Source organism: Nonomuraea sp. NPDC050790, assembly GCF_044456745.1.
Lineage (GTDB): Bacteria > Actinomycetota > Actinomycetes > Streptosporangiales > Streptosporangiaceae > Nonomuraea.
Genome location: NZ_JBITGF010000001.1, coordinates 998415 through 1014992, shown reverse-complemented (window position 1 = coordinate 1014992; position 16578 = coordinate 998415). Strand labels below are relative to the sequence as shown.

Below are 16578 nucleotides of genomic sequence, written 5' to 3'. Positions count from 1 at the left end.
GACTAAACGAATGGCCCGCCACCGGAATACCCGCAGGTGCGCCCCACTCCGGCGAAAGCTCACATAGGAAAGGTTGCCGTTCCCGTTAGACACCGGCCTCTCCATTTATTTCCGCTTTACGTGGGCGCCGCGAATCGGCGGGAAGCCGCGGCGGGGACGGCCTCCCGCCCGGCGGGCACGGGCCGCGCGATCGCGCCGTACGGTGCGTGTTTCACGTTTTCCCGGGGCCGCGCGGCCGCTTATCGAGCGCGCCCCGCGGAGCACCGCGTCAAACCCTGCCCAAATACTCCCCTAAAGGCCGATATGCCGTTATTCGGGTGCTAGCGTCCTATTTGTCAGCACAGGTAGCACTCGATCGTGAGTGCACGCTCAAAGGAGGGGGATCATGACTCCTGTCGGTTTCCCTACGCGTCACTGGGATGACTGGGGATGGGGCGGCGGATGGGGCTGGGGTCGCAGACGCTGCCGTCGTCGTCGCCGCTGCGGTTGCGGTGGGCGGCGGAGGTGGTGGTGGTAACCACCACTGGGAAGAGCCGGCGGGTTTCCCGCCGGCTCTCCCTTTCCGCCCGGCCCGGGACGCGATCGGCGTCGCACGGGCCGGAACTGGCGCCCGCGGTCCTGATCCGCAAGACCTTCGCCGAGTTCTGGCCCGACACGCGCGGCGTGCGCCGGCTGTTCGTCTTCGGCGGCGTGCTCGCCATCGTGGCGGCGCTGTGCGAGGTCGCGGCCATCGGGCTGTTCGCCGTCATCACCGACGAGGTGCTGGCCAGGCAGGACCTGGGCGCCTTCTGGACGCCCGCGCTCACCTGGCTCGGCCTGGCCGTGCTCGCCGGCGTGGCCGCGTTCGGCGGGGCCTACGTCACGGCGCTGGCCGCCGAGCGCTTCCTGCTGAACCTGCGTGACCGGGTGTTCGCGCACGTGCAGACGCTCACCCCCGACTTCTTCAACAACCGGCGCCTGGGCGACCTCATGGCCAGGCTCACCGACGACATCGAGGCCATCGAGACCCTGGTCGGGTCCGGGCTGGTCAAGGCGTTCACGACGGTGATCAGCGTGATCGTCTTCGCGACCGCCGCGTTCGTCGTACGGTGGGACCTCGCGCTGATCACCTTCGCGCTCATCCCCGGCTTCATCCTGATCTCCAAGCTGTTCGCCGCCAAGTTCCGCGGCGCGGCCGCGCGGGAGCGGCAGAGCAACGGCATGATGAACAGCGTCATCGAGGAGAGCCTGTCCAACCAGACCCTGGTCCAGGCCTACAACCGCCAGGAGGCCGAGGCGGGCCACCTGCACCGGCAGGGCGAGACCTGGCTGCGGGCCAACATGTCGCAGGCTTGGCTGTCCGGGCTGTACGGCCCCGCCGTACAGGTGCTGGAGACGATCTGCATGATCGTCATCCTGGGCTTCGGCGCGTGGGAGATCTCGGCGGGCCGGCTGACGATCGGCGGACTGCTGGCGTTCGCGGCGTACCTCGCCTTTCTCTACCCCGCCGTCCAGAACCTGGGCGAACTGGCGCTCAACGTCTCCGAGGCCGCGGCCGGCTCCGACCGCGTCATGGAGGTGCTCAAGGCCAGCCCCGGCGTGACCGACGCGCCCTCGGCCAGGCCGCTGACCGGGCCCGTGGCCGGACGGATCACCTTCGAGCGGGTGGGCTTCACCTATCCGAACCGCACCCGGCCGACGCTGGCGGACCTGTCGTTCACCGTCGAGCCCGGCCAGACCATCGTCTGCACGGGTCCGAGCGGTGCGGGCAAGTCGACGCTGGCCAAGCTGCTGCTGCGCTTCTACGCGCCGACCAGCGGCCGGATTCTGCTGGACGGCGTGGACATCCGCGACATCAGCAGCGCCTCGCTGCGTGACCAGATCACGATCCTGCAGCAGGAGAGCCTGCTCTTCTCCGGCACCGCCGGCGACAACATCGCCTACGGCAGGCCGGGGGCGAGCTTCGAGGAGGTCGTTCAGGCCGCCAAGCTGGCCGACGCGCACGACTTCATCAACCGGCTGCCGGACAAGTACGACACTCCGCTCGGGCAGCGCGGGCGGCTGCTGTCGGGCGGGCAGCTCCAGCGCATCGCGATCGCCCGCGCCCTGCTGCGCAACGCGCCGGTGCTCGTCCTGGACGAGCCGATGACCGGCCTGGACGCGGCCACGGCGGCCCGGGTGATGGAGCCGATGAGGAGGTTGATGGCCGGGCGCACGACCATCCTGATCACTCACGACCTGCGGCACGTGCCGCCGGACGCGGCGACGATCGTGCTCGAGCCGATCCGGCGTTCCAACCGGATCAGGATCAAGCACCTGCCGCCCGCGTTCTCACGACTGGGCCACTGACGCGGCCACGAGCCTGGAAGCTGCCCGAGCCCGTTTCCGGGCTCGGGCGGCTTGCGGGCTCGGGCCTTGCTTCCAGGCAAGGGCCTGCTTCCGGGCTCGGGCAGCTTGCGGGCTCGGGCAGCTTGGGCGCTTGGGTGCGGTCAGTGGCGTTCCTGGCGGGGGACGACGACCTCGCGCACGATCAGCTGGACGGCGGCGGCCACCGGGATGGCCAGCAGCGCCCCGACGACGCCGAGCAGGGCGCCGCCGATGAGCGCGGCGACGATCGTGGTGGCGGCGGGCACGTCGACGGAGCTCTTCATCACCCTCGGCGCGATCAGGTAGTTCTCGATCTGCTGGTAGACGATGAAGAACACCAGGGTCGCGATCGCCACCGGGAGCGAGACGAACAACGCCACCAGCGTGGCCACCGCCGCGCCGATTCCGGCGCCGATCAGCGGGATCAGGTCGGTGATCGCGACGATGAGGGCGAGCGGCAGCGCGTACGGCACGCCCGCGATCGACAGGAAGACGAAGCTGGTCACGCCCGCGATGAACGAGATGATCAGGTTGCCCGCCACGTAGCCGCCGACCCGGCTGAGGATCTCGTCGCCGAGCAGTTGCACCCGGGCGCGGCGGCTCTTCGGGACGAGGCGGTATCCGGTCTGCGTGATGCTTCGTAAGGAGGCGAGCAGGTAGAGGGTCAGGATGAGCACCGTCAGCGCCGAGAACACCGCGCTGACCAGCACCCCGGCCACGCCCAGCAGCCCGCCGAACACCTGCCTGCCGAGGTCTCCGCTGGTCAGGTAGGTCTGCAGGCGCTCCAGCAGGCCGAAGCGCTGGTCCAGGTCGCGGATCTGGGCGTTGTTCTGCAGGTGCTCGACGTAGGTGGGAACCTGTTCCACGAACTGGCCGGCCTGCTGCGACAGCGCCGGCACGATCGCGAGGCCGAACCCGGCGAAGAAGGCGATCACCCCGGCGAACACCGCCGAGATCGCGGCCCAGCGGGGCAGGCCGTGCTGCTGCAACCACCGGACCGCCGGGTCCAGGCCGACGGCCAGGAACATCGACACGACGATCAGGATGATCATGGAGGCGGCGGCGGAGAGCGCCTGGACCAGCAGCCAGGCGGTCAGCACGCCGAGCGCGGCGGTGAAGCCGAAGGTGAACGGGCTGCCGCCGAACGGCCGGCCCGGCTTCCCGAACGGCATCACCCCCACAACCTCAGCCCGCCCCCGCACCCCACCCTCCGAACCCCACTCAGACTCACCCGTGGCAGGCACCCCACCCGGACCCCCCGAACCGGCCACCGCCCCCGAACCGGCCGCGCCCGGGCGCGACGTGCCCGCATCGGGCGTGCCGCCGGGACCGGGTGAGGCTGTCGCCGGGCCTCGGCCGGGCCTGCCTGAACCGGCCATGCCCCCGGGCCCCGGCGAGGTGGGCGCCTGGTCTCGGCCCTGCTCACCCGGTCCGGGCGTGCCGCCGGGATCCGGTGAGGTTGATACCTGGTCTCGGCCGGGCGTGCTCGGGCCGGGCGGGCCGTTGGGATCGGGCGAGGCGGTCGCCGGGTCTGGGCCGGGCGATCCGTGGGCGGTGTTCGATGTGGCCGGGCCGTTCGGGGAAGGCGAGGCGGGCTCGCGGTGGCGGGCGGGATCGGGTGTGGGACGGTCGGTCATGGCGGCTCCTGAACGTGACCACCGCCCTCTGCCCCCACCTGCCGCCTTCTACCGTCCCCGCTGGCCGGGGACCGTTCAGGAGGAGATCAGCACGTGGTCGGTCGCGCCCTCGGACAGGAACGCCGCCAGCGCCCGCCCCTCCTCGGCCACCTCCGCGTGCTCGGCCCGGGACAGGGCGCGCAGCGGGGTGACGGTTACCGCGCCGTCCTGGTCGGTCCAGGTCGCCGACACCCGGCCGTCGACGAGCACGACCCGGGTCCCGGCCACCGACAGCAGCCGGTGTGCGTCGTCGACGATCCTGGTGCGGTCGTCGTAGCCGAGCAGCGCGTTGTCGAACGCGGGCAGGTACCGAACCGGGGCGGGGACGTCGGGGCCGGGGCGCGGGGCGTCGGGCAGGTCCAGAAGTTCCCTGCCACGCTCGTCGCGGAAGGCGACCAGCTCGTCGCGGATCGAGGCCACCGCCGCAGGCAGTCCGGCCAGGCCGCTCCAGGCGCGGATGTCAGCCGTGGCAGCGGGACCGTAGGCAGCCAGATACCGACGAACCAGCATCTTCCCAGCCGAATCGCCACCATCCCGATCCACGCCGTCACCGTCCGCGCCGTCCCGGTTCACGCCGTCCCGGTTCACGCCGTCACCGTCCGCGCCGACGCGGTCCGTGCCACCCCCATCCACGCCGTACGGCGGCGCGGCCTCGCTCCCCAGCCAGGTGGAGAGCAGGGCGTTGCGCACCCCGCCCTTGGCCCGCCACACCCCCCGCGGCGGCATCTGCACCATCGGGATGAGCGCGGCCACCAGCATCTCGCCCAGAGGCCGCGTCCCGGCCTCCGGCCACCGGTCGGCCACCGCCCGCGCGAGCTCCGCCATCGAACGCGGCTCACCGTCCGCCATGACCGCCAGGCCGGCGGCGGCCAACCCGTCCAGGTCCACCCCGGCCAGCTCGCGCCGGTACGTCCCGAGGACCCGCTGCCGCAGCATGGCGTCGTGGCGTGGCCGCCAGGCAAGGACGTCCTCGGCGGTGAGCAGGTGGACGGTCCTGCGCATGAGGTGGGTACGGACGACGCCGCGCCGTACCAGCAGGTCGGAGAGCTCGGCCGCCTTGAAGGCGCGCAGCCGCGACCAGAGACCCACGTACGGTTCCTGCGGCTCCTGCGCCTGCAGCCCGCACAGGTGCGCGACCGCGTCCAGGACCGGCACGTCGGCGCGGTCGAGCAGCAGTTGCCGGGCGAGGCTCGCGCGGTTGAGCGCGCGGGCGCCGAGGATCGGGTGGGTGGTTTTCACGGGGTTCCTTTCGCGGCCGGCCCCCACGATCGCAGAAGAAGCGGTCAGTTCGTGTCCTCTTCTTGGGGAAGGATGACATCGTGCTGAAGACGTCGGCGCGGCTGCTGTCGCTGCTCTCCCTACTCCAGGTACGCCGTGACTGGCCGGGAGCCCTGCTGGCCGAGCGGCTGGAGATCAGCCCGCGCACCGTGCGCAGGGACGTGGACCGGCTGCGCGAGCTCGGCTACCCCATCGTGGCCGTGAAGGGCCCCGACGGCGGCTACCGGCTGGACGCGGGCTCCGACCTGCCGCCGCTGCTGTTCGACGACGAGCAGGCCGTCGCCCTCGCCATCGCGCTCCAGGCGGCGGCCACCAGCGGCGCCGGGATCGAGGAGGCCGCGGCCCGCGCGCTCAACACCGTCAGGCAGGTCATGCCCGCGCGCCTGCGCCGCCGTATCGACACCCTGCGCGTCACGGCCGTCGAGCCGCCCGCGGCCGGGCAGCGCCCGAGGGCAGACAGCGGCGTGCTCACGGCGCTCGGCGCCGCCGTCCACGCCCGCGAGGTGCTGCGCTTCGACTACGCGGGCTCCGCCGGCCCGCGCCGGGTGGAGCCCCACCACCTGCTCACCTGGGGCGGACGCTGGTACCTGGTCGCCTGGGACCTCGAGCGTGGCGACTGGCGCACGTTCCGCGCCGACCGCATCACCCCACGGGTGCCGACCGGTCCCCGTTTCACGCCGCGCGAGATGGAGGACGTGGCCGCGTTCGTGGCCGCACGGTTCAGGGGCGGCTCGGGCGGCTGGCCGTGCCGAGGCGAGGTGATCCTCGGCCTGCCCGCCGCCGAGGTCTCCCCCTATGCCCGCGACGGCGTCGTGGAGGAGCTCGGCCCTGACCGGTGCCGGCTCGTCCTCGGCTCGTGGTCGTGGCCGGGCCTGGCCGCCACGATCGGCGGGTTCGACGCCGACATCGAGGTCGTCGGCCCGCCCGAGCTCAAGGACGCCTTCGCCCGCCTTGCCCGCCGGTACGCGAAGGCGTCGGGTCGGTCCTGACCCGGCGCGGCCAGAAGTTCTCGGCGAACAACCGGGCCACCAGCTCGCCCCTGCTGGACACCCTGACCTTGGCGAAGACCGCCTTGACGTGGTCGCGGACGGTGTGCGGGGAGATGAACAGCCGGCCGGCGATCTCCCCGGTGGTCAGGCCGAGCGCGATCAACTGGGTGATCTCCAGTTCGCGGGGCGACAGCTCGTACGCCTCGGCCACGATGACCGCCATGTCGGAGGCGGCGGCCGGCTCGATGACCAGCACGGTCGGACCCGCCGCGCCGCCCGGCCCGCTCATCGCGCTAGCGTGGCACACCAGCCAGTGCCCGTCGATGGTGCGCACGCGCACGCGGGCCGTCCGGCCGGGCACGCGGGCCTGGAGGGCGGCGGTGACGACCCAGATGGGCAGGCGCACGCCCAGCTCGGTGTCCGCCGACGGGCCCGTGGGGAACCTGGCCAGGTGGTGGCGGGCCTCCTCGTTGACCGACGTGGCCCTGCCCGACCCGTCGAACAGCACCAGCCCGGGTCCTGGCGCGTCGGGCGCCTGCCGTACGCCGGCGGGCCTGGCGAAGGAGCGCAGGCGCGCGGCCAGCGGCGCGGACAGCCCCGCCACGAACTCCAGCTCCCCTGGCCCGAACGGCGCCCGCCCCCTGTCGCGGAACAGGCTCACCACGCCCCACGTCCGCCGCCCGGCGCGCAGGACCGCGCGCAGCTCCTCGTTGCCCGCCTGCCAGGGGCGGTGGCCCCGGTGCCGGCGGCTGGCCACGGCCGCCTCGGCGCGGGCCAGGTCGCGGAAGGCGAAGGGGCCCTCGTCCAGGACCTCGCTCTCCCAGTAGGCCGCGCAGTGCTCGCCGCCGCCGAGGTTCTCCACCCGCATGGGCGCGGTGACCAGCCCGGTCTCGGGGTCGGTCGCCGACCACACCGCCGCGTCGAAGGTCACGACCCGCCGTAGCCGCGCCGAGGTGACGGCGAACAGCTCCTCGGCGTGTTCCGCCCGTTCGGCGACGGCCAGCATGTCGGTACGGCGCCGCCGTACCCCGGAAGGAGATCCCACGCACCCACCCTGCCCGCTCACCGGCGCTCCCGCGCACCCCCCAGATGAGGGATGGGCCGGGTGCGGGACGGCGGCCAGCATCTCCCCCATGAGAATCGCCATCGTCGGAGGCGGGGCCGCCGCGGTCGCCCTGCTCGACTCCCTTTCCCTGATGGAGGCGCGACCGGCGTCCGTCACCGTGTTCGAGCCGTCGGCGCGGTTGTGGAGCGGCCGGGCGTACGGGCCGGACCTCGACGTCGTGCGGGTGAACGCGCCGCCCGTGATCATGTCGATCCGCCACGGTGACCAGGGGCACTATGCGCGCTGGCTGGGTGAGCGGGCGGCGGCGCACCTGGACGAGCGCCTCGGGGTGCCGCTGATCCCGCGCGCGCTGTACGGCGAGTACCTGCGGGAGACCGCTGAGGAGGCGGCGGCGCGGCTGCCGGTGGAGGTCCGCCGTGACCGGGTGACCGGGCTCGCCCAGCGTGGCCCCGCGCTGGCGTCGCGCACGGCCGGTGGGGACGAGCAGGTGTTCGACCGGGTGGTGTTGTGCGTCGGGGGCGGGAGCCCGCCCGACCTGTTCGGACTGTCCGGCTCGCCCGGGTACGTCGCCGATCCCTATCCGCTGGCGCGCACGTCGCGGAAGGTGCCGCGTGACGGCGCGGTCGCGGTGATCGGCAGCGGGCTGACCGCGGTGGACGTGGTGGTCGCGCTCGCCTCGGCAGGACATGCGGGGCCGATCGCGATGATGTCGCGCGGAGGCGTCCTGCCGCACGTGTGGCAGCGGCCGATCCGGCACGAGAGCGTTCACCTGACCGCCGCCAACCTGCGCGAGGTGCGCACGGCCGGCGAGGTGGCCCGGCTGCTGCGGGCGGAACTGGACGACCGGGGCGAGGACTTCGACGCCTTCGCCGCCGACCTGCTGGCCACGCCGTCCGAGGACCCGGTGCTCAGGCTGCGCCGCCAGATCGCCGCGATCGACGCGCCGGAGATGGGCCGCCGGATCGTGCAGCAGGCGGCGCACACGCTCGGGCCGCTGGTGTGGAACGTGCTGCGGGACCGCGACCGGCTGACCGACACTGATCGCCGTACGGCGGTCAGCGTCGCCTCGCCGATGGTCCCGGTCAACGCCCTCCAGCTCGACCGGCTGCTGGAGCGCGGGCAACTCACGCTGGTACGCGGGCTGCGCGCAGTCGAACACGCGGACCCCGGCTTCGCGATCACGACGGCCGGCGGCGCGTACTCCGGTGGGGTGACGCGCGCCGACATCGTGATCAACGCCGTCAACCCACCGCCGCGCGCGGTGCCCGAGGCCGCCGCGTCGCTGGTCGCCTCGCTGCTGGCCGAGGGCCTGGCCACGACAGGGCCCGAGGGCGGCCTGACGGCGACTACCGAAGGCACGGTGCACGTCCTGGGCGGACTCGCGGCGAGCGAGACGTTCGTGACGTCGAGCATCCCGGCGGTCGCCGCCCAAGCCGCCGCCACCGCCCGCACGCTCATGGGCGGGTGACCGGGAGCCCAGGGGGCCGCCGGGCGACCTAGGATGAGGTGGTGGAGCCCGTCTCGAACGACCACGAGGGGCCGCTGGCGGAGTTCACGGCCCTCAGGCAGGAGATCGAAGCCCGCGAGTTACGCCGGCAGAGCCTGTTCAACCTTCACGTCACCGCCTCCGGCGCGGTGCTCGGGTACACGATCTCCCCCTACGGCAGCTCGCTGGTCGCCCTGATCCTGCCGTTCACCACGTACCTCTTCTGCGCCCGGTACGTCACGCACTCCGGCTTCGTCCAGGAGATCGGCCGCTACATCCGCGAGGAGCTGTCGCCCAAGGTGCCGGGCGGGCTGCACTGGGAGTCCTGGCACGCGGCGCAGCCCCGGCTGGTGCGCATCCCGAGGTTCGCGCTGCCGACGATGGTGGCCTTCCCCTGTGTCAGCTTCGTCGCGCTGTGCTGGTGCCTGTCGCCGGTGTTCGGCGGCTGGGCGGGCGCCGGGGTGGCGGCACGCCTGGTCGTCCTGCTCGCCTGGCTGGCCGGATGTTACGCCCTTTTCCTCACATACCGCCTGGCCAGCGACATCGACCGGCGCTGGCGAGAGTCCGAGAACTCTGTTTAATCACCCGCCACTCGAACACCTGTTCCTATATAATGATCGCATGGAGCTGAAACCGAAGGGTTTGCCCGATCTGTGGCGTCCGCCGATCGTGGAGTACGCGGAGGCGATGTTTCCGGTGGCCGGCTGCGGCGAGGCGCGCTACCTGCTCGCCTGGGGCGACGACCGCGACGGCGAGCGCTGGGGCTATCTGCTGTGGCGGCCGCAGACGCTCAACACCCACGAGGGCATACGGCACAGCGGCCACGTGCGCTGGGTCCACTGGCAGGACATCCGCCCGGTCACGGGCGAGGACTACGAGACCGTCCCGGTGTGCGATCCCCTGCTGGCCGGGGACGACGAACTCATCTGAACCGCCTGTCGATTCTCCGGTGTCTCGCGCGTCATGTGACGTGAGCGACCCATCGGAGAAAGGCAGAACCCATGACCGACGTCCAGGCGGCCATCGCCGCGGAACGCCGTGACCTGGCAACGCTCCTCGCCGGGCTGACGCCCGAGCAGTGGCGGGCGCCCTCGCTGTGCGCGGGCTGGCGGGTACGCGAGGTCGCCGCCCACCTGACCATGGCCTTCAGGTACTCCATGCCACGAGTCGTCCTGTCCATCCTGCGTGCCAGGGGCGACTTCAACCGGGCCGCCGACCGCCTGGCCAGGCGCGACGCGGCGGCCATGGACACCGGGCGACTCGTGGCCGCCCTGAGCGCCAACGCCGAGCACCCCTGGACCCCGCCGGGCGGCGGGCTCGCGGAGGCGCTGCGCCACGACGTGATCCACGGCCTGGACATCACGCTCCCGCTGGGCCTGGGCAGGAAGGTCCCGCCGGACCGCCTCGTCCTGGCGATGCCCGCGGACCTGACGGCCAAGAGCATCACGTTCTTCGGCGCCCGGCTCGACGGGGTCCGCTTCACCGCCGACGACCTCGACTGGAGCGCGGGGACGGGCGAACTCGTCACCGGCTCGGCCCAGGACCTCCTCCTGGCCGTCACCGGCAGAAAGCTCCCCCCTGGCCACCTGTCCGGCCCGGCCGCCCCCCACTTCACCACCCCCTGACCCCAGCCACCCCGGGCCAGAGCGGGCAAGAGCGGGCAAGACGCCCAGAGGGTGGCACCGCCGGACAGGGCAGATCCGCAGGAAGACCCGGCTGGGACACCGCCCAGCCGGGCCGCGCTGCTCGGAGGGCCCGCGCTGCGCGGAGGGTCGCGCCACCCGGAAGGTCCGCCCCGCTTGGCAGGCAGACCCGCTGGAGCGGTGGAGCCGCCCCTTTGGGCAGGCCGGGAGGGGGCGCGCCGCCCAGGCCGCGCGGGTTCCGGAGGCACGGCTGGGGGCGCTGACCGGCGCGACAGCGGGAAGGTGGTGCTACCTGGGTCAGGTCAGGGGGCCGGTGGCTTTGACCTGGACGCGGACGCTGTCACCGGGCAGGTAGGAGATGGGGATCTCGGTGATGGCGGTGATGCGGGTCCCGGCCGGGTCGGCTCCGGCGCGTACCGCGGCGTCGATCGCCGCCCTCCTGGCCGTCTCCAGGCACGCCTCCCGGCCGCCGTTGGAGAACTGGAAGGTTCGGTCCAGGGTTCCCGACGCCTCGGCGATGGCCGCGCCGATGGCGTTGGCGACAGCGGCGTACTCGTGCCTGTGCACCGCGCTGACGCCCGGGATCTCGTCCGGGATCAGGTGCGCGCCGCCGCCGACGGCGACCAGCGGCAGGTCGGAGCGGGCCACCTTGATGCGGTCGGCCAGCGTGCCGATGCGCTCGTCCACCCAGGCCAGGGCCTGCGAGACCAGCGGGCCGGGCACGTCGGCGGCGCGGCCGGGCTCGCCCGCGGCCAGCCGTCCGGCCAGGACCGACACGTCGGTGAGCGTGAGGGTGTCCCCGCCGAACACGCGGGCGCGTTCGGTCAGGCGGTGCGCGACGCTGTCGGGCCCGACCCGCAGGTGTTCGCCGGTACGCACCACGGTGCCGCCGCCCAGGCCGACGGAGATGAGGTCGGGCATGCGGTAGTTCGTGCGTACGCCGCCGATCTCGACCGGGAGGGCGGACTCGCGCGGGAAGCCGCCGACCAGCATGCCGACGTCGGTGGAGGTGCCGCCGACGTCCATGATGATCGCGTCGCCCAGCCCGGACAGGTGGGCCGCGCCGCGCATGGAGTTCGTGGGCCCGGAGCCGATCGTCATGACGGGACGGCGGGCGGCCTCCGCCGCGCTCAGCAGCGTGCCGTCGTTCTGCGTCATGTAGATCTCCGCCCGCAGGTCGTGGGCGGACAGCGCCTGTTCGAGGCCGCTGACCACCTCCGCCCCGACGAAGCGCAGCGCCGCGTTGAGCGTCGCGGAGTTCTCGCGTTCGAGCAGGCCGAGCCCGCCGATCTGGTGCCCGAGGGTGACGGGGAAGTTCTGGCCGAGCACCTCGGCGAGGATCTGGCCGGCGCGGATCTCGTGCTCGGGGTTGGCCGGGGAGTGCACGCCGGTCAGCGCGACGGCGTCCACGACGGCGCCGCAATCCTTGGCGAAGGCGCGCACGGCGTCCTCGTCGAGCGGCCCCATCGGGCTGCCGTCGAACTCGTGCCCGCCACGCACCACCGCGGTGTACGCGCAGACCAGGCCGGCCAGGTCCCTGGGCCAGTCGGCCAGCGGCGAGATCGACATCGTGGCAGGGGCCCCGATGCGCAGGACGCCGACCCTGGCCAGGCTGCTCCTGGCGATGAGCGCGTTGACCGGATGGGTGGTGCCGAGCATCACGTGGCTGACGTCGGCTGGCCGTACCTTGGACAGGACGGCCGCGAGGCCGGTCCCGATGCCGTCGAACAGCGCCGCGGTCGTCGGGGTCTTGTGCCACGTCACGACCTGACCGGCCGGGTCGATGGCGACGACGTCGGTGTTGGTGCCGCCGACGTCGATGCCGATGCGGATGGTCGTCATCGGGTCCCTCCGATGGGCACGAAGTCGAGGTCGTAGCCGAACGCGCGCGGCCCGGCCAGCGCCAGGCCCTCCGGCGTGTGCCACTGGGGCAGCGCGGGCATCGCGATCACGTGCAGGCGCTGGCCGTAGGCGACCGCCTCGGTGGTCATGGCGGTGCCGGTCTCGGTGTCGAGCAGCGTGATGAGGTCGGGCACCATGGCCTTGGGCTCGCCGTCCTCGAAGGCGATGAGGTTCTCGTTCTGCACCTCCACGCGCATGGCACGGGCCGGGTCGTCGAGATGGGTCAGCGTGATCGTGCCGCGGGCCCAGCCGCCGGTGGTGCGGCGCTCGATGTCGGCCACCTTGCCGGTGAACAGGATCTCGGCCTCGCAGAAGCGCAGGAACTCCGTGTACGCCCCCGGCCTGCCCTCCTGGATCGCCCGGATCCTGCGCCCGATCTCCAGGCAGTAGGTGAGCGAACCGTTCGCACCGAAGCGCGCGCATTCACCGGCGGTGACGGCATAGGCGCTGACCACGGCGAGCATCCCCATCTGCGCCACGCACGAGCGGGCCAGCTTCTCGCCGGTGGCGTTGTCGACGGAGTCGAAGAAGACGTAGTTGCCCATCGAGTCGGCCATGGTCATCGGGGTGGAGGAGAGCCCGGCGAGCGTGAACAGGCTCATCTCGATCTGCGGGAAGGCCCGCCTGATCGCGTCGGCGTCCACGCAGGGCAGCCCCAGCTCGGCCGCGACCACGAGCGGGAACAGCGAGTTCAGGCCGCCGTTCTCCAGCGGTAACACGGCCACACCCGTGCGGCCGAGGTGGCTTTCCAGCGCTCTGAGCACGCGGCCGGCCTCGTTGCCGTTCGGGAACTTCTCCACGACCACCGTGGGCGCACCGACCATGCAGATCGGCAGGAGCAGGCCGTCCGGGTCGAGGTCGGCGGCGTTGACGATCTCGATGGGGCCGTGCTTGGCGATGGCCTCGCGGAGCATGATCTTCGCGATGTAGGGGTCACCGCCCCCGCCGGTGCCCAGGACGACCGCGCCGAGCGCGAGGTCCTCGACGTCGTCGAGCGTGATGCTGTTCACGAACCCACCTCCTGTTGGTTCATCCGTCGATCTCCACTTCGGCCTCGATCTCCACCGGAATGCCGAACGGCAGCGCCGCCACCCCCACCGCCGAACGCGCGTGCATCGCCCTGTCCTCCGGCCACAACTGGTGGACCAGGTCGGAGAAGCCGTTGACGACCGCGGGCATGCGGGTGAAGCCGGGCGCCACGTTGACCATCCCGAACACCCTCAGCCAGGCCGTCACCCTGTCGAGGTCGCCGAGCGCCTCGCGCAGGCTGGTGAGCATGTGCAGCCCGGTCGCCCTGGCCGCGGCGTAGCCCTCCTCGACGCTCACCTCGGCGCCGACCCGGCCGGCGGGGCCGTCCACCGTCCAGTCGGGCAGCAGGGGGCCGTGCCCGGACAGATAGCCCCGATTGCCGCGCACCCGCACCGACGGGAAGGGCAGCCGCAGCCCGTCCGGCGGGACGAGCGGCGCGGGCAGGACCAGGCCGAGCTCCCTGACGCGCTGCTCGACGCTCATCGCGCTCACACCCCTTCCGCGCGGGTACGGCGCAGCGCCTGCGCGCAGAACTCGGCCACGTACCGCGACAGCCAGTCGGTGAAGGCGGCCTGGTCGGTCATCGCCAGCATGCGGTGGTCGGCGAAGTCGGCCCGCGCCCGCGCCAGGAACCCGTCGCCGCCCAAACCCCCCGCAACCCCCGAGCCGTCGACCGCGGTCTCCAGGTGGTCGGTCATGATCGCCATGAGGCGGTCGGCCGCGTCGAGCATGCGGAACGCCGACAGCAACCGGGTCTCGTCGAAGGCGAGGGGCGCGCTGCAGACCAGCACCGTGACGGTCTCGTGGAGCGCGCGGCTCAGCCGCTCGTCGGCCGCGGTCACCGCGCGCCGTCCTGGAAGGCGGCGCCGAAGGCGTTGTGGTGCAGTCCCGAGGTGAACCCGCGCACCGCGGGCGAGGCCGTCTCTTTGGTGACATAGCCGACGGCGACCGTCACGTCCGGGCGAATGTGCCCGGGCAGGCCGAACAGGGCGCGTACCGCCTCGTCCGCCCAGCTCGTGACGGTGCAGATGCCCAGGTCCAGCGTCTGTGCCATCAGCGCGAGGTGCGCGCAGGCGGCGCCGGAGTCCAGGCGGCTGACGTGTTCGACCATGCGCGGGCCGCCGCTCGTCGCGGCCTGGTCGAGGTCGGTGCACAGGGCGAGCAGGGCGGGGGCGTTGTTGAGGAAGCCCGGCAGCACCTGCCGCGCGGTGGCCAGCAGCACGGGATCGTCGGCCACCACCACGTGGCGCACGCCCGAGCGGGCCTGCTGGGCGCGGGCCGCGGCCCATGCCATCCGGCCCAGGACCTCGGCGGGCACCGGGCGATCCTCGAAGATCCGGTGCATACGGCGCCGCCGCATGCCGTCGGCGACGTCGAGCGGCTTGGCATCGATCATGTGCGCTCCCTGGGGGGTTCGGGAAGGTTGAGCACGACACTAAGCCGAGGTGGACATAAGGGATATGTGCGATAGCACATCTCAAATCATCATCTTGTGCACCTAGCACACCCGCGACTACCGTGCGGCTGATGACGGTGGTGCGCGAACTCCTGCTCAGGCCCGACATCGGCCAGGCCGTCACCGCGCTCTGCGAGGCCGGGCACGCCCGCGAGGTCGCGGGGGTCACGCTCGTCGAGGACATGCGTGCGATCCCGCCCGCCGCCCGCGCCCAGGTGGGGATCTGCACCGGCCGGGCCTCCGACGAGATCTACCCCGACCTGCTGGACGTCGCCGTGCGCTTCGCCGCGAGTGCCGGCGTGGCCGCGCTCGCCCTGGTCGGGCTCCCCCTCGACCGGCCGCTGCCGCTGACGGTCAGCAGGCTGGCCGAGCGGCACGGGGTCTCGCTGCTGTCGGTGGAGCGGGGCACGGACCTGGCCCGGCTTGTGATCGCGGGCGAGCAGGAGATCGCGCTCGGGCCGATGCGCACGATCACCCGCGCGGCAGCCGCGCTGTCCGCCCTCGAAGCGGCCCAGCCGGGCCCGGACCCGATCGCCGAACTGGCCGCGCTGGCGGGACACGAACTGGGCCTGCCAGTCACGGTCGAGCCCGGCGACCGACCTCTCGTGATCGCCAACGCCCCTCACACCGCCGCCGGACGGCTCGCGACGGCCGATCCCGGTCAGGGCGGGGTGGAGGTGGTGGTGGCGGGGACCGTATGGGCGTGGCTTCGGTGTCCGGTCGCCGGTGACGCCGCCGACGCCGTCGTGCGCCTCGTGCTGCACCGGGCCGCCGCGCTGGCCGGGCAGGCGATCGAGCGGGCCCGCCGTACCTCGGAGGGACCGGCCGCCTCGCGGGCGGCGCTGCTGGCGGAGCTGCTGCTGAGCGCGCCCGAGGACGCCGGGGCGCTGCTGGCCAGGACGCGCAGGGCGGGCTTCGTCGTCGACGGCTGGCACACCGTGGTCCACATCGAGCTGGACAACCTCGACGGCCTCGCGGGCGGCGACGAGGCGGCCCGCCACGAGCTGACCGTCGAGGCCCGCCGCCTGGCGCTGCAGGCGGCGCTGAACGACGGCGCCGGCTGGCAGCGCGCCGACGCGGGCAGCGCGCTCACGCTGGTGCGGACCGACCGTTCGGAACCGGCCGCCACGCAGCCGAAGGCGGTCGCCCGCACCGCCTCGGCCGTCCTGGCCAGGCTCAAGGAGCGGTTCACCGGCCTGCGGATGTACTGCGGCGTCGGCGGCTCCTACCAGGGGCTGGAGGGGCTGCAGACCTCCGCGACCGAGGCCCGCGCCGGCGGGGCGGCGGCGAGCACCGCCGGTCACCACGACCGCCCGCTCGCCTTCCGCGACCTCGGCTTCCGCCGCGTGCTGCTGCAGTGGTACGCCCTGAACAGCTCGCGCGTCGTCGTCGACCGCCTCCTGGCCCCGCTGGACGAGCTCGGCCCGCGGCGCAAGGACGAGGCCCTGCGCACGCTGCGCGCCTTCCTCGACCACCCCGGCAACCCGCGCGACGCGGCGGCGGCGCTCGGCGTGCACCGCAACACCGTCGCCAACCGGGTCAGGCGCCTGCTCGACCTGCTCGACGTGGACGGCGACAACGCCGACCACCGCCTCCTGCTCCAGTTGGCGTGCCGGGTGGCCGCCCCGCGCAGAACCTGAGCGCGCGGAAAAAACGTTCGACGGCCCGCACGGGGCCGGGCATGATGGGCCGCGATGTACCGAGCCT

At 73.0% G+C, this 16578-nt stretch carries 15 protein-coding genes; 7 read left to right on the top strand and 8 right to left on the bottom strand.

Going from position 1 to position 16578, the window contains the following annotated elements; translation table 11 throughout:
• Window positions 1-441 precede the first annotated feature (441 nt).
• Entirely contained in the window at window positions 442-2328 is a 1887-nt protein-coding gene (locus tag ACIBEJ_RS04655) for an ABC transporter ATP-binding protein (protein WP_397181214.1), read from the top strand.
• A 140-nt stretch (window positions 2329-2468) separates the two neighbouring features.
• Here the strand turns inward: ACIBEJ_RS04655 and ACIBEJ_RS04650 are convergent, their stop codons facing one another.
• Both ACIBEJ_RS04650 and ACIBEJ_RS04645 read right to left on the bottom strand, forming a co-directional pair.
• On the bottom strand, window positions 2469-3518 hold the full coding sequence (locus ACIBEJ_RS04650; RefSeq protein WP_397181213.1) for an AI-2E family transporter: 1050 nt from the start codon (window positions 3516-3518) through the stop codon (window positions 2469-2471).
• A gap of 540 nt (window positions 3519-4058) precedes the next feature.
• Window positions 4059-5261, bottom strand: a complete 1203-nt coding sequence (locus tag ACIBEJ_RS04645) for a winged helix DNA-binding domain-containing protein (protein ID WP_397181212.1) — start codon at window positions 5259-5261, stop codon at window positions 4059-4061.
• An 80-nt stretch (window positions 5262-5341) separates the two neighbouring features.
• Between ACIBEJ_RS04645 and ACIBEJ_RS04640 the strand changes: the two genes are divergently transcribed.
• Window positions 5342-6289 carry a helix-turn-helix transcriptional regulator gene (locus ACIBEJ_RS04640; RefSeq protein WP_397181211.1) on the top strand — a complete coding sequence of 316 codons (948 nt, stop codon included), beginning with the start codon at window positions 5342-5344 and terminating at the stop codon, window positions 6287-6289.
• On the opposite strand, the gene ACIBEJ_RS04635 is transcribed toward ACIBEJ_RS04640, so the two are convergent.
• Window positions 6231-7334: a response regulator transcription factor gene (locus ACIBEJ_RS04635; protein ID WP_397181210.1), complete on the bottom strand. Its 1104-nt coding sequence runs from the start codon at window positions 7332-7334 to the stop codon at window positions 6231-6233. The two genes, ACIBEJ_RS04640 and ACIBEJ_RS04635, sit on opposite strands and share 59 nt — an antisense overlap.
• An 88-nt stretch (window positions 7335-7422) precedes the next feature.
• Between ACIBEJ_RS04635 and ACIBEJ_RS04630 the strand changes: the two genes are divergently transcribed.
• From ACIBEJ_RS04630 to ACIBEJ_RS04615, 4 genes are all read left to right on the top strand, one after another.
• Window positions 7423-8823 carry an FAD/NAD(P)-binding protein gene (locus ACIBEJ_RS04630; protein WP_397181209.1) on the top strand — a complete coding sequence of 467 codons (1401 nt, stop codon included), beginning with the start codon at window positions 7423-7425 and terminating at the stop codon, window positions 8821-8823.
• A gap of 41 nt (window positions 8824-8864) precedes the next feature.
• A complete protein-coding gene (locus ACIBEJ_RS04625; RefSeq protein ID WP_397181208.1) occupies window positions 8865-9422 on the top strand; it encodes a hypothetical protein in 558 nt (185 codons plus the stop codon).
• A 40-nt stretch (window positions 9423-9462) separates the two neighbouring features.
• Window positions 9463-9771: a hypothetical protein gene (locus ACIBEJ_RS04620; protein ID WP_397181207.1), complete on the top strand. Its 309-nt coding sequence runs from the start codon at window positions 9463-9465 to the stop codon at window positions 9769-9771.
• Between the two features lie 71 nt (window positions 9772-9842).
• Window positions 9843-10466 carry a maleylpyruvate isomerase family mycothiol-dependent enzyme gene (locus ACIBEJ_RS04615; RefSeq protein WP_397181206.1) on the top strand — a complete coding sequence of 208 codons (624 nt, stop codon included), beginning with the start codon at window positions 9843-9845 and terminating at the stop codon, window positions 10464-10466.
• A gap of 315 nt (window positions 10467-10781) precedes the next feature.
• Here the strand turns inward: ACIBEJ_RS04615 and ACIBEJ_RS04610 are convergent, their stop codons facing one another.
• The 5 genes from ACIBEJ_RS04610 to ACIBEJ_RS04590 are packed head-to-tail and all read right to left on the bottom strand — an operon-like array spanning window position 10782 to window position 14811.
• Window positions 10782-12326: a hydantoinase/oxoprolinase N-terminal domain-containing protein gene (locus ACIBEJ_RS04610; RefSeq protein WP_397181205.1), complete on the bottom strand. Its 1545-nt coding sequence runs from the start codon at window positions 12324-12326 to the stop codon at window positions 10782-10784.
• Window positions 12323-13396 (bottom strand): DUF917 domain-containing protein, encoded by a 1074-nt coding sequence (locus ACIBEJ_RS04605; protein ID WP_397181204.1) that lies wholly within the window; start codon window positions 13394-13396, stop codon window positions 12323-12325. Before ACIBEJ_RS04605 ends, ACIBEJ_RS04610 begins: the two co-directional genes overlap by 4 nt.
• A gap of 19 nt (window positions 13397-13415) precedes the next feature.
• Window positions 13416-13898, bottom strand: a complete 483-nt coding sequence (locus tag ACIBEJ_RS04600; RefSeq protein WP_397181203.1) for a RidA family protein — start codon at window positions 13896-13898, stop codon at window positions 13416-13418.
• Between the two features lie 5 nt (window positions 13899-13903).
• The gene (locus ACIBEJ_RS04595; RefSeq protein ID WP_397181202.1) at window positions 13904-14257 is read right to left on the bottom strand and encodes a DUF6092 family protein; all 354 of its coding nucleotides are present in this window, start codon (window positions 14255-14257) and stop codon (window positions 13904-13906) included.
• On the bottom strand, window positions 14254-14811 hold the full coding sequence (locus ACIBEJ_RS04590) for a nitroreductase family protein (protein WP_397181201.1): 558 nt from the start codon (window positions 14809-14811) through the stop codon (window positions 14254-14256). The genes ACIBEJ_RS04595 and ACIBEJ_RS04590 overlap by 4 nt, the downstream gene beginning before the upstream one ends.
• A 131-nt stretch (window positions 14812-14942) precedes the next feature.
• Here ACIBEJ_RS04590 and ACIBEJ_RS04585 point away from each other — a divergent pair, with 131 nt between their 5' ends.
• On the top strand, window positions 14943-16511 hold the full coding sequence (locus ACIBEJ_RS04585; protein WP_397181200.1) for a helix-turn-helix domain-containing protein: 1569 nt from the start codon (window positions 14943-14945) through the stop codon (window positions 16509-16511).
• The last annotated feature ends 67 nt before the right edge of the window (window positions 16512-16578 follow it).

Bases quoted from the DNA above. Each gene is read 5' to 3' on its own strand.
- ACIBEJ_RS04600 (WP_397181203.1), bottom strand. From the start codon at position 13,898: ATGAGCGTCGAGCAGCGCGTCAGGGAGCTCGGCCTGGTCCTGCCCGCG.
- ACIBEJ_RS04585 (WP_397181200.1), top strand. From the start codon at position 14,943: ATGACGGTGGTGCGCGAACTCCTGCTCAGGCCCGACATCGGCCAGGCC.
- ACIBEJ_RS04615 (WP_397181206.1), top strand. From the start codon at position 9,843: ATGACCGACGTCCAGGCGGCCATCGCCGCGGAACGCCGTGACCTGGCA.
- ACIBEJ_RS04650 (WP_397181213.1), bottom strand. From the start codon at position 3,518: ATGCCGTTCGGGAAGCCGGGCCGGCCGTTCGGCGGCAGCCCGTTCACC.
- ACIBEJ_RS04630 (WP_397181209.1), top strand. From the start codon at position 7,423: ATGAGAATCGCCATCGTCGGAGGCGGGGCCGCCGCGGTCGCCCTGCTC.
- ACIBEJ_RS04590 (WP_397181201.1), bottom strand. From the start codon at position 14,811: ATGATCGATGCCAAGCCGCTCGACGTCGCCGACGGCATGCGGCGGCGC.
- ACIBEJ_RS04655 (WP_397181214.1), top strand. From the start codon at position 442: ATGGGGCTGGGGTCGCAGACGCTGCCGTCGTCGTCGCCGCTGCGGTTG.
- ACIBEJ_RS04610 (WP_397181205.1), bottom strand. From the start codon at position 12,326: ATGACGACCATCCGCATCGGCATCGACGTCGGCGGCACCAACACCGAC.
- ACIBEJ_RS04620 (WP_397181207.1), top strand. From the start codon at position 9,463: ATGGAGCTGAAACCGAAGGGTTTGCCCGATCTGTGGCGTCCGCCGATC.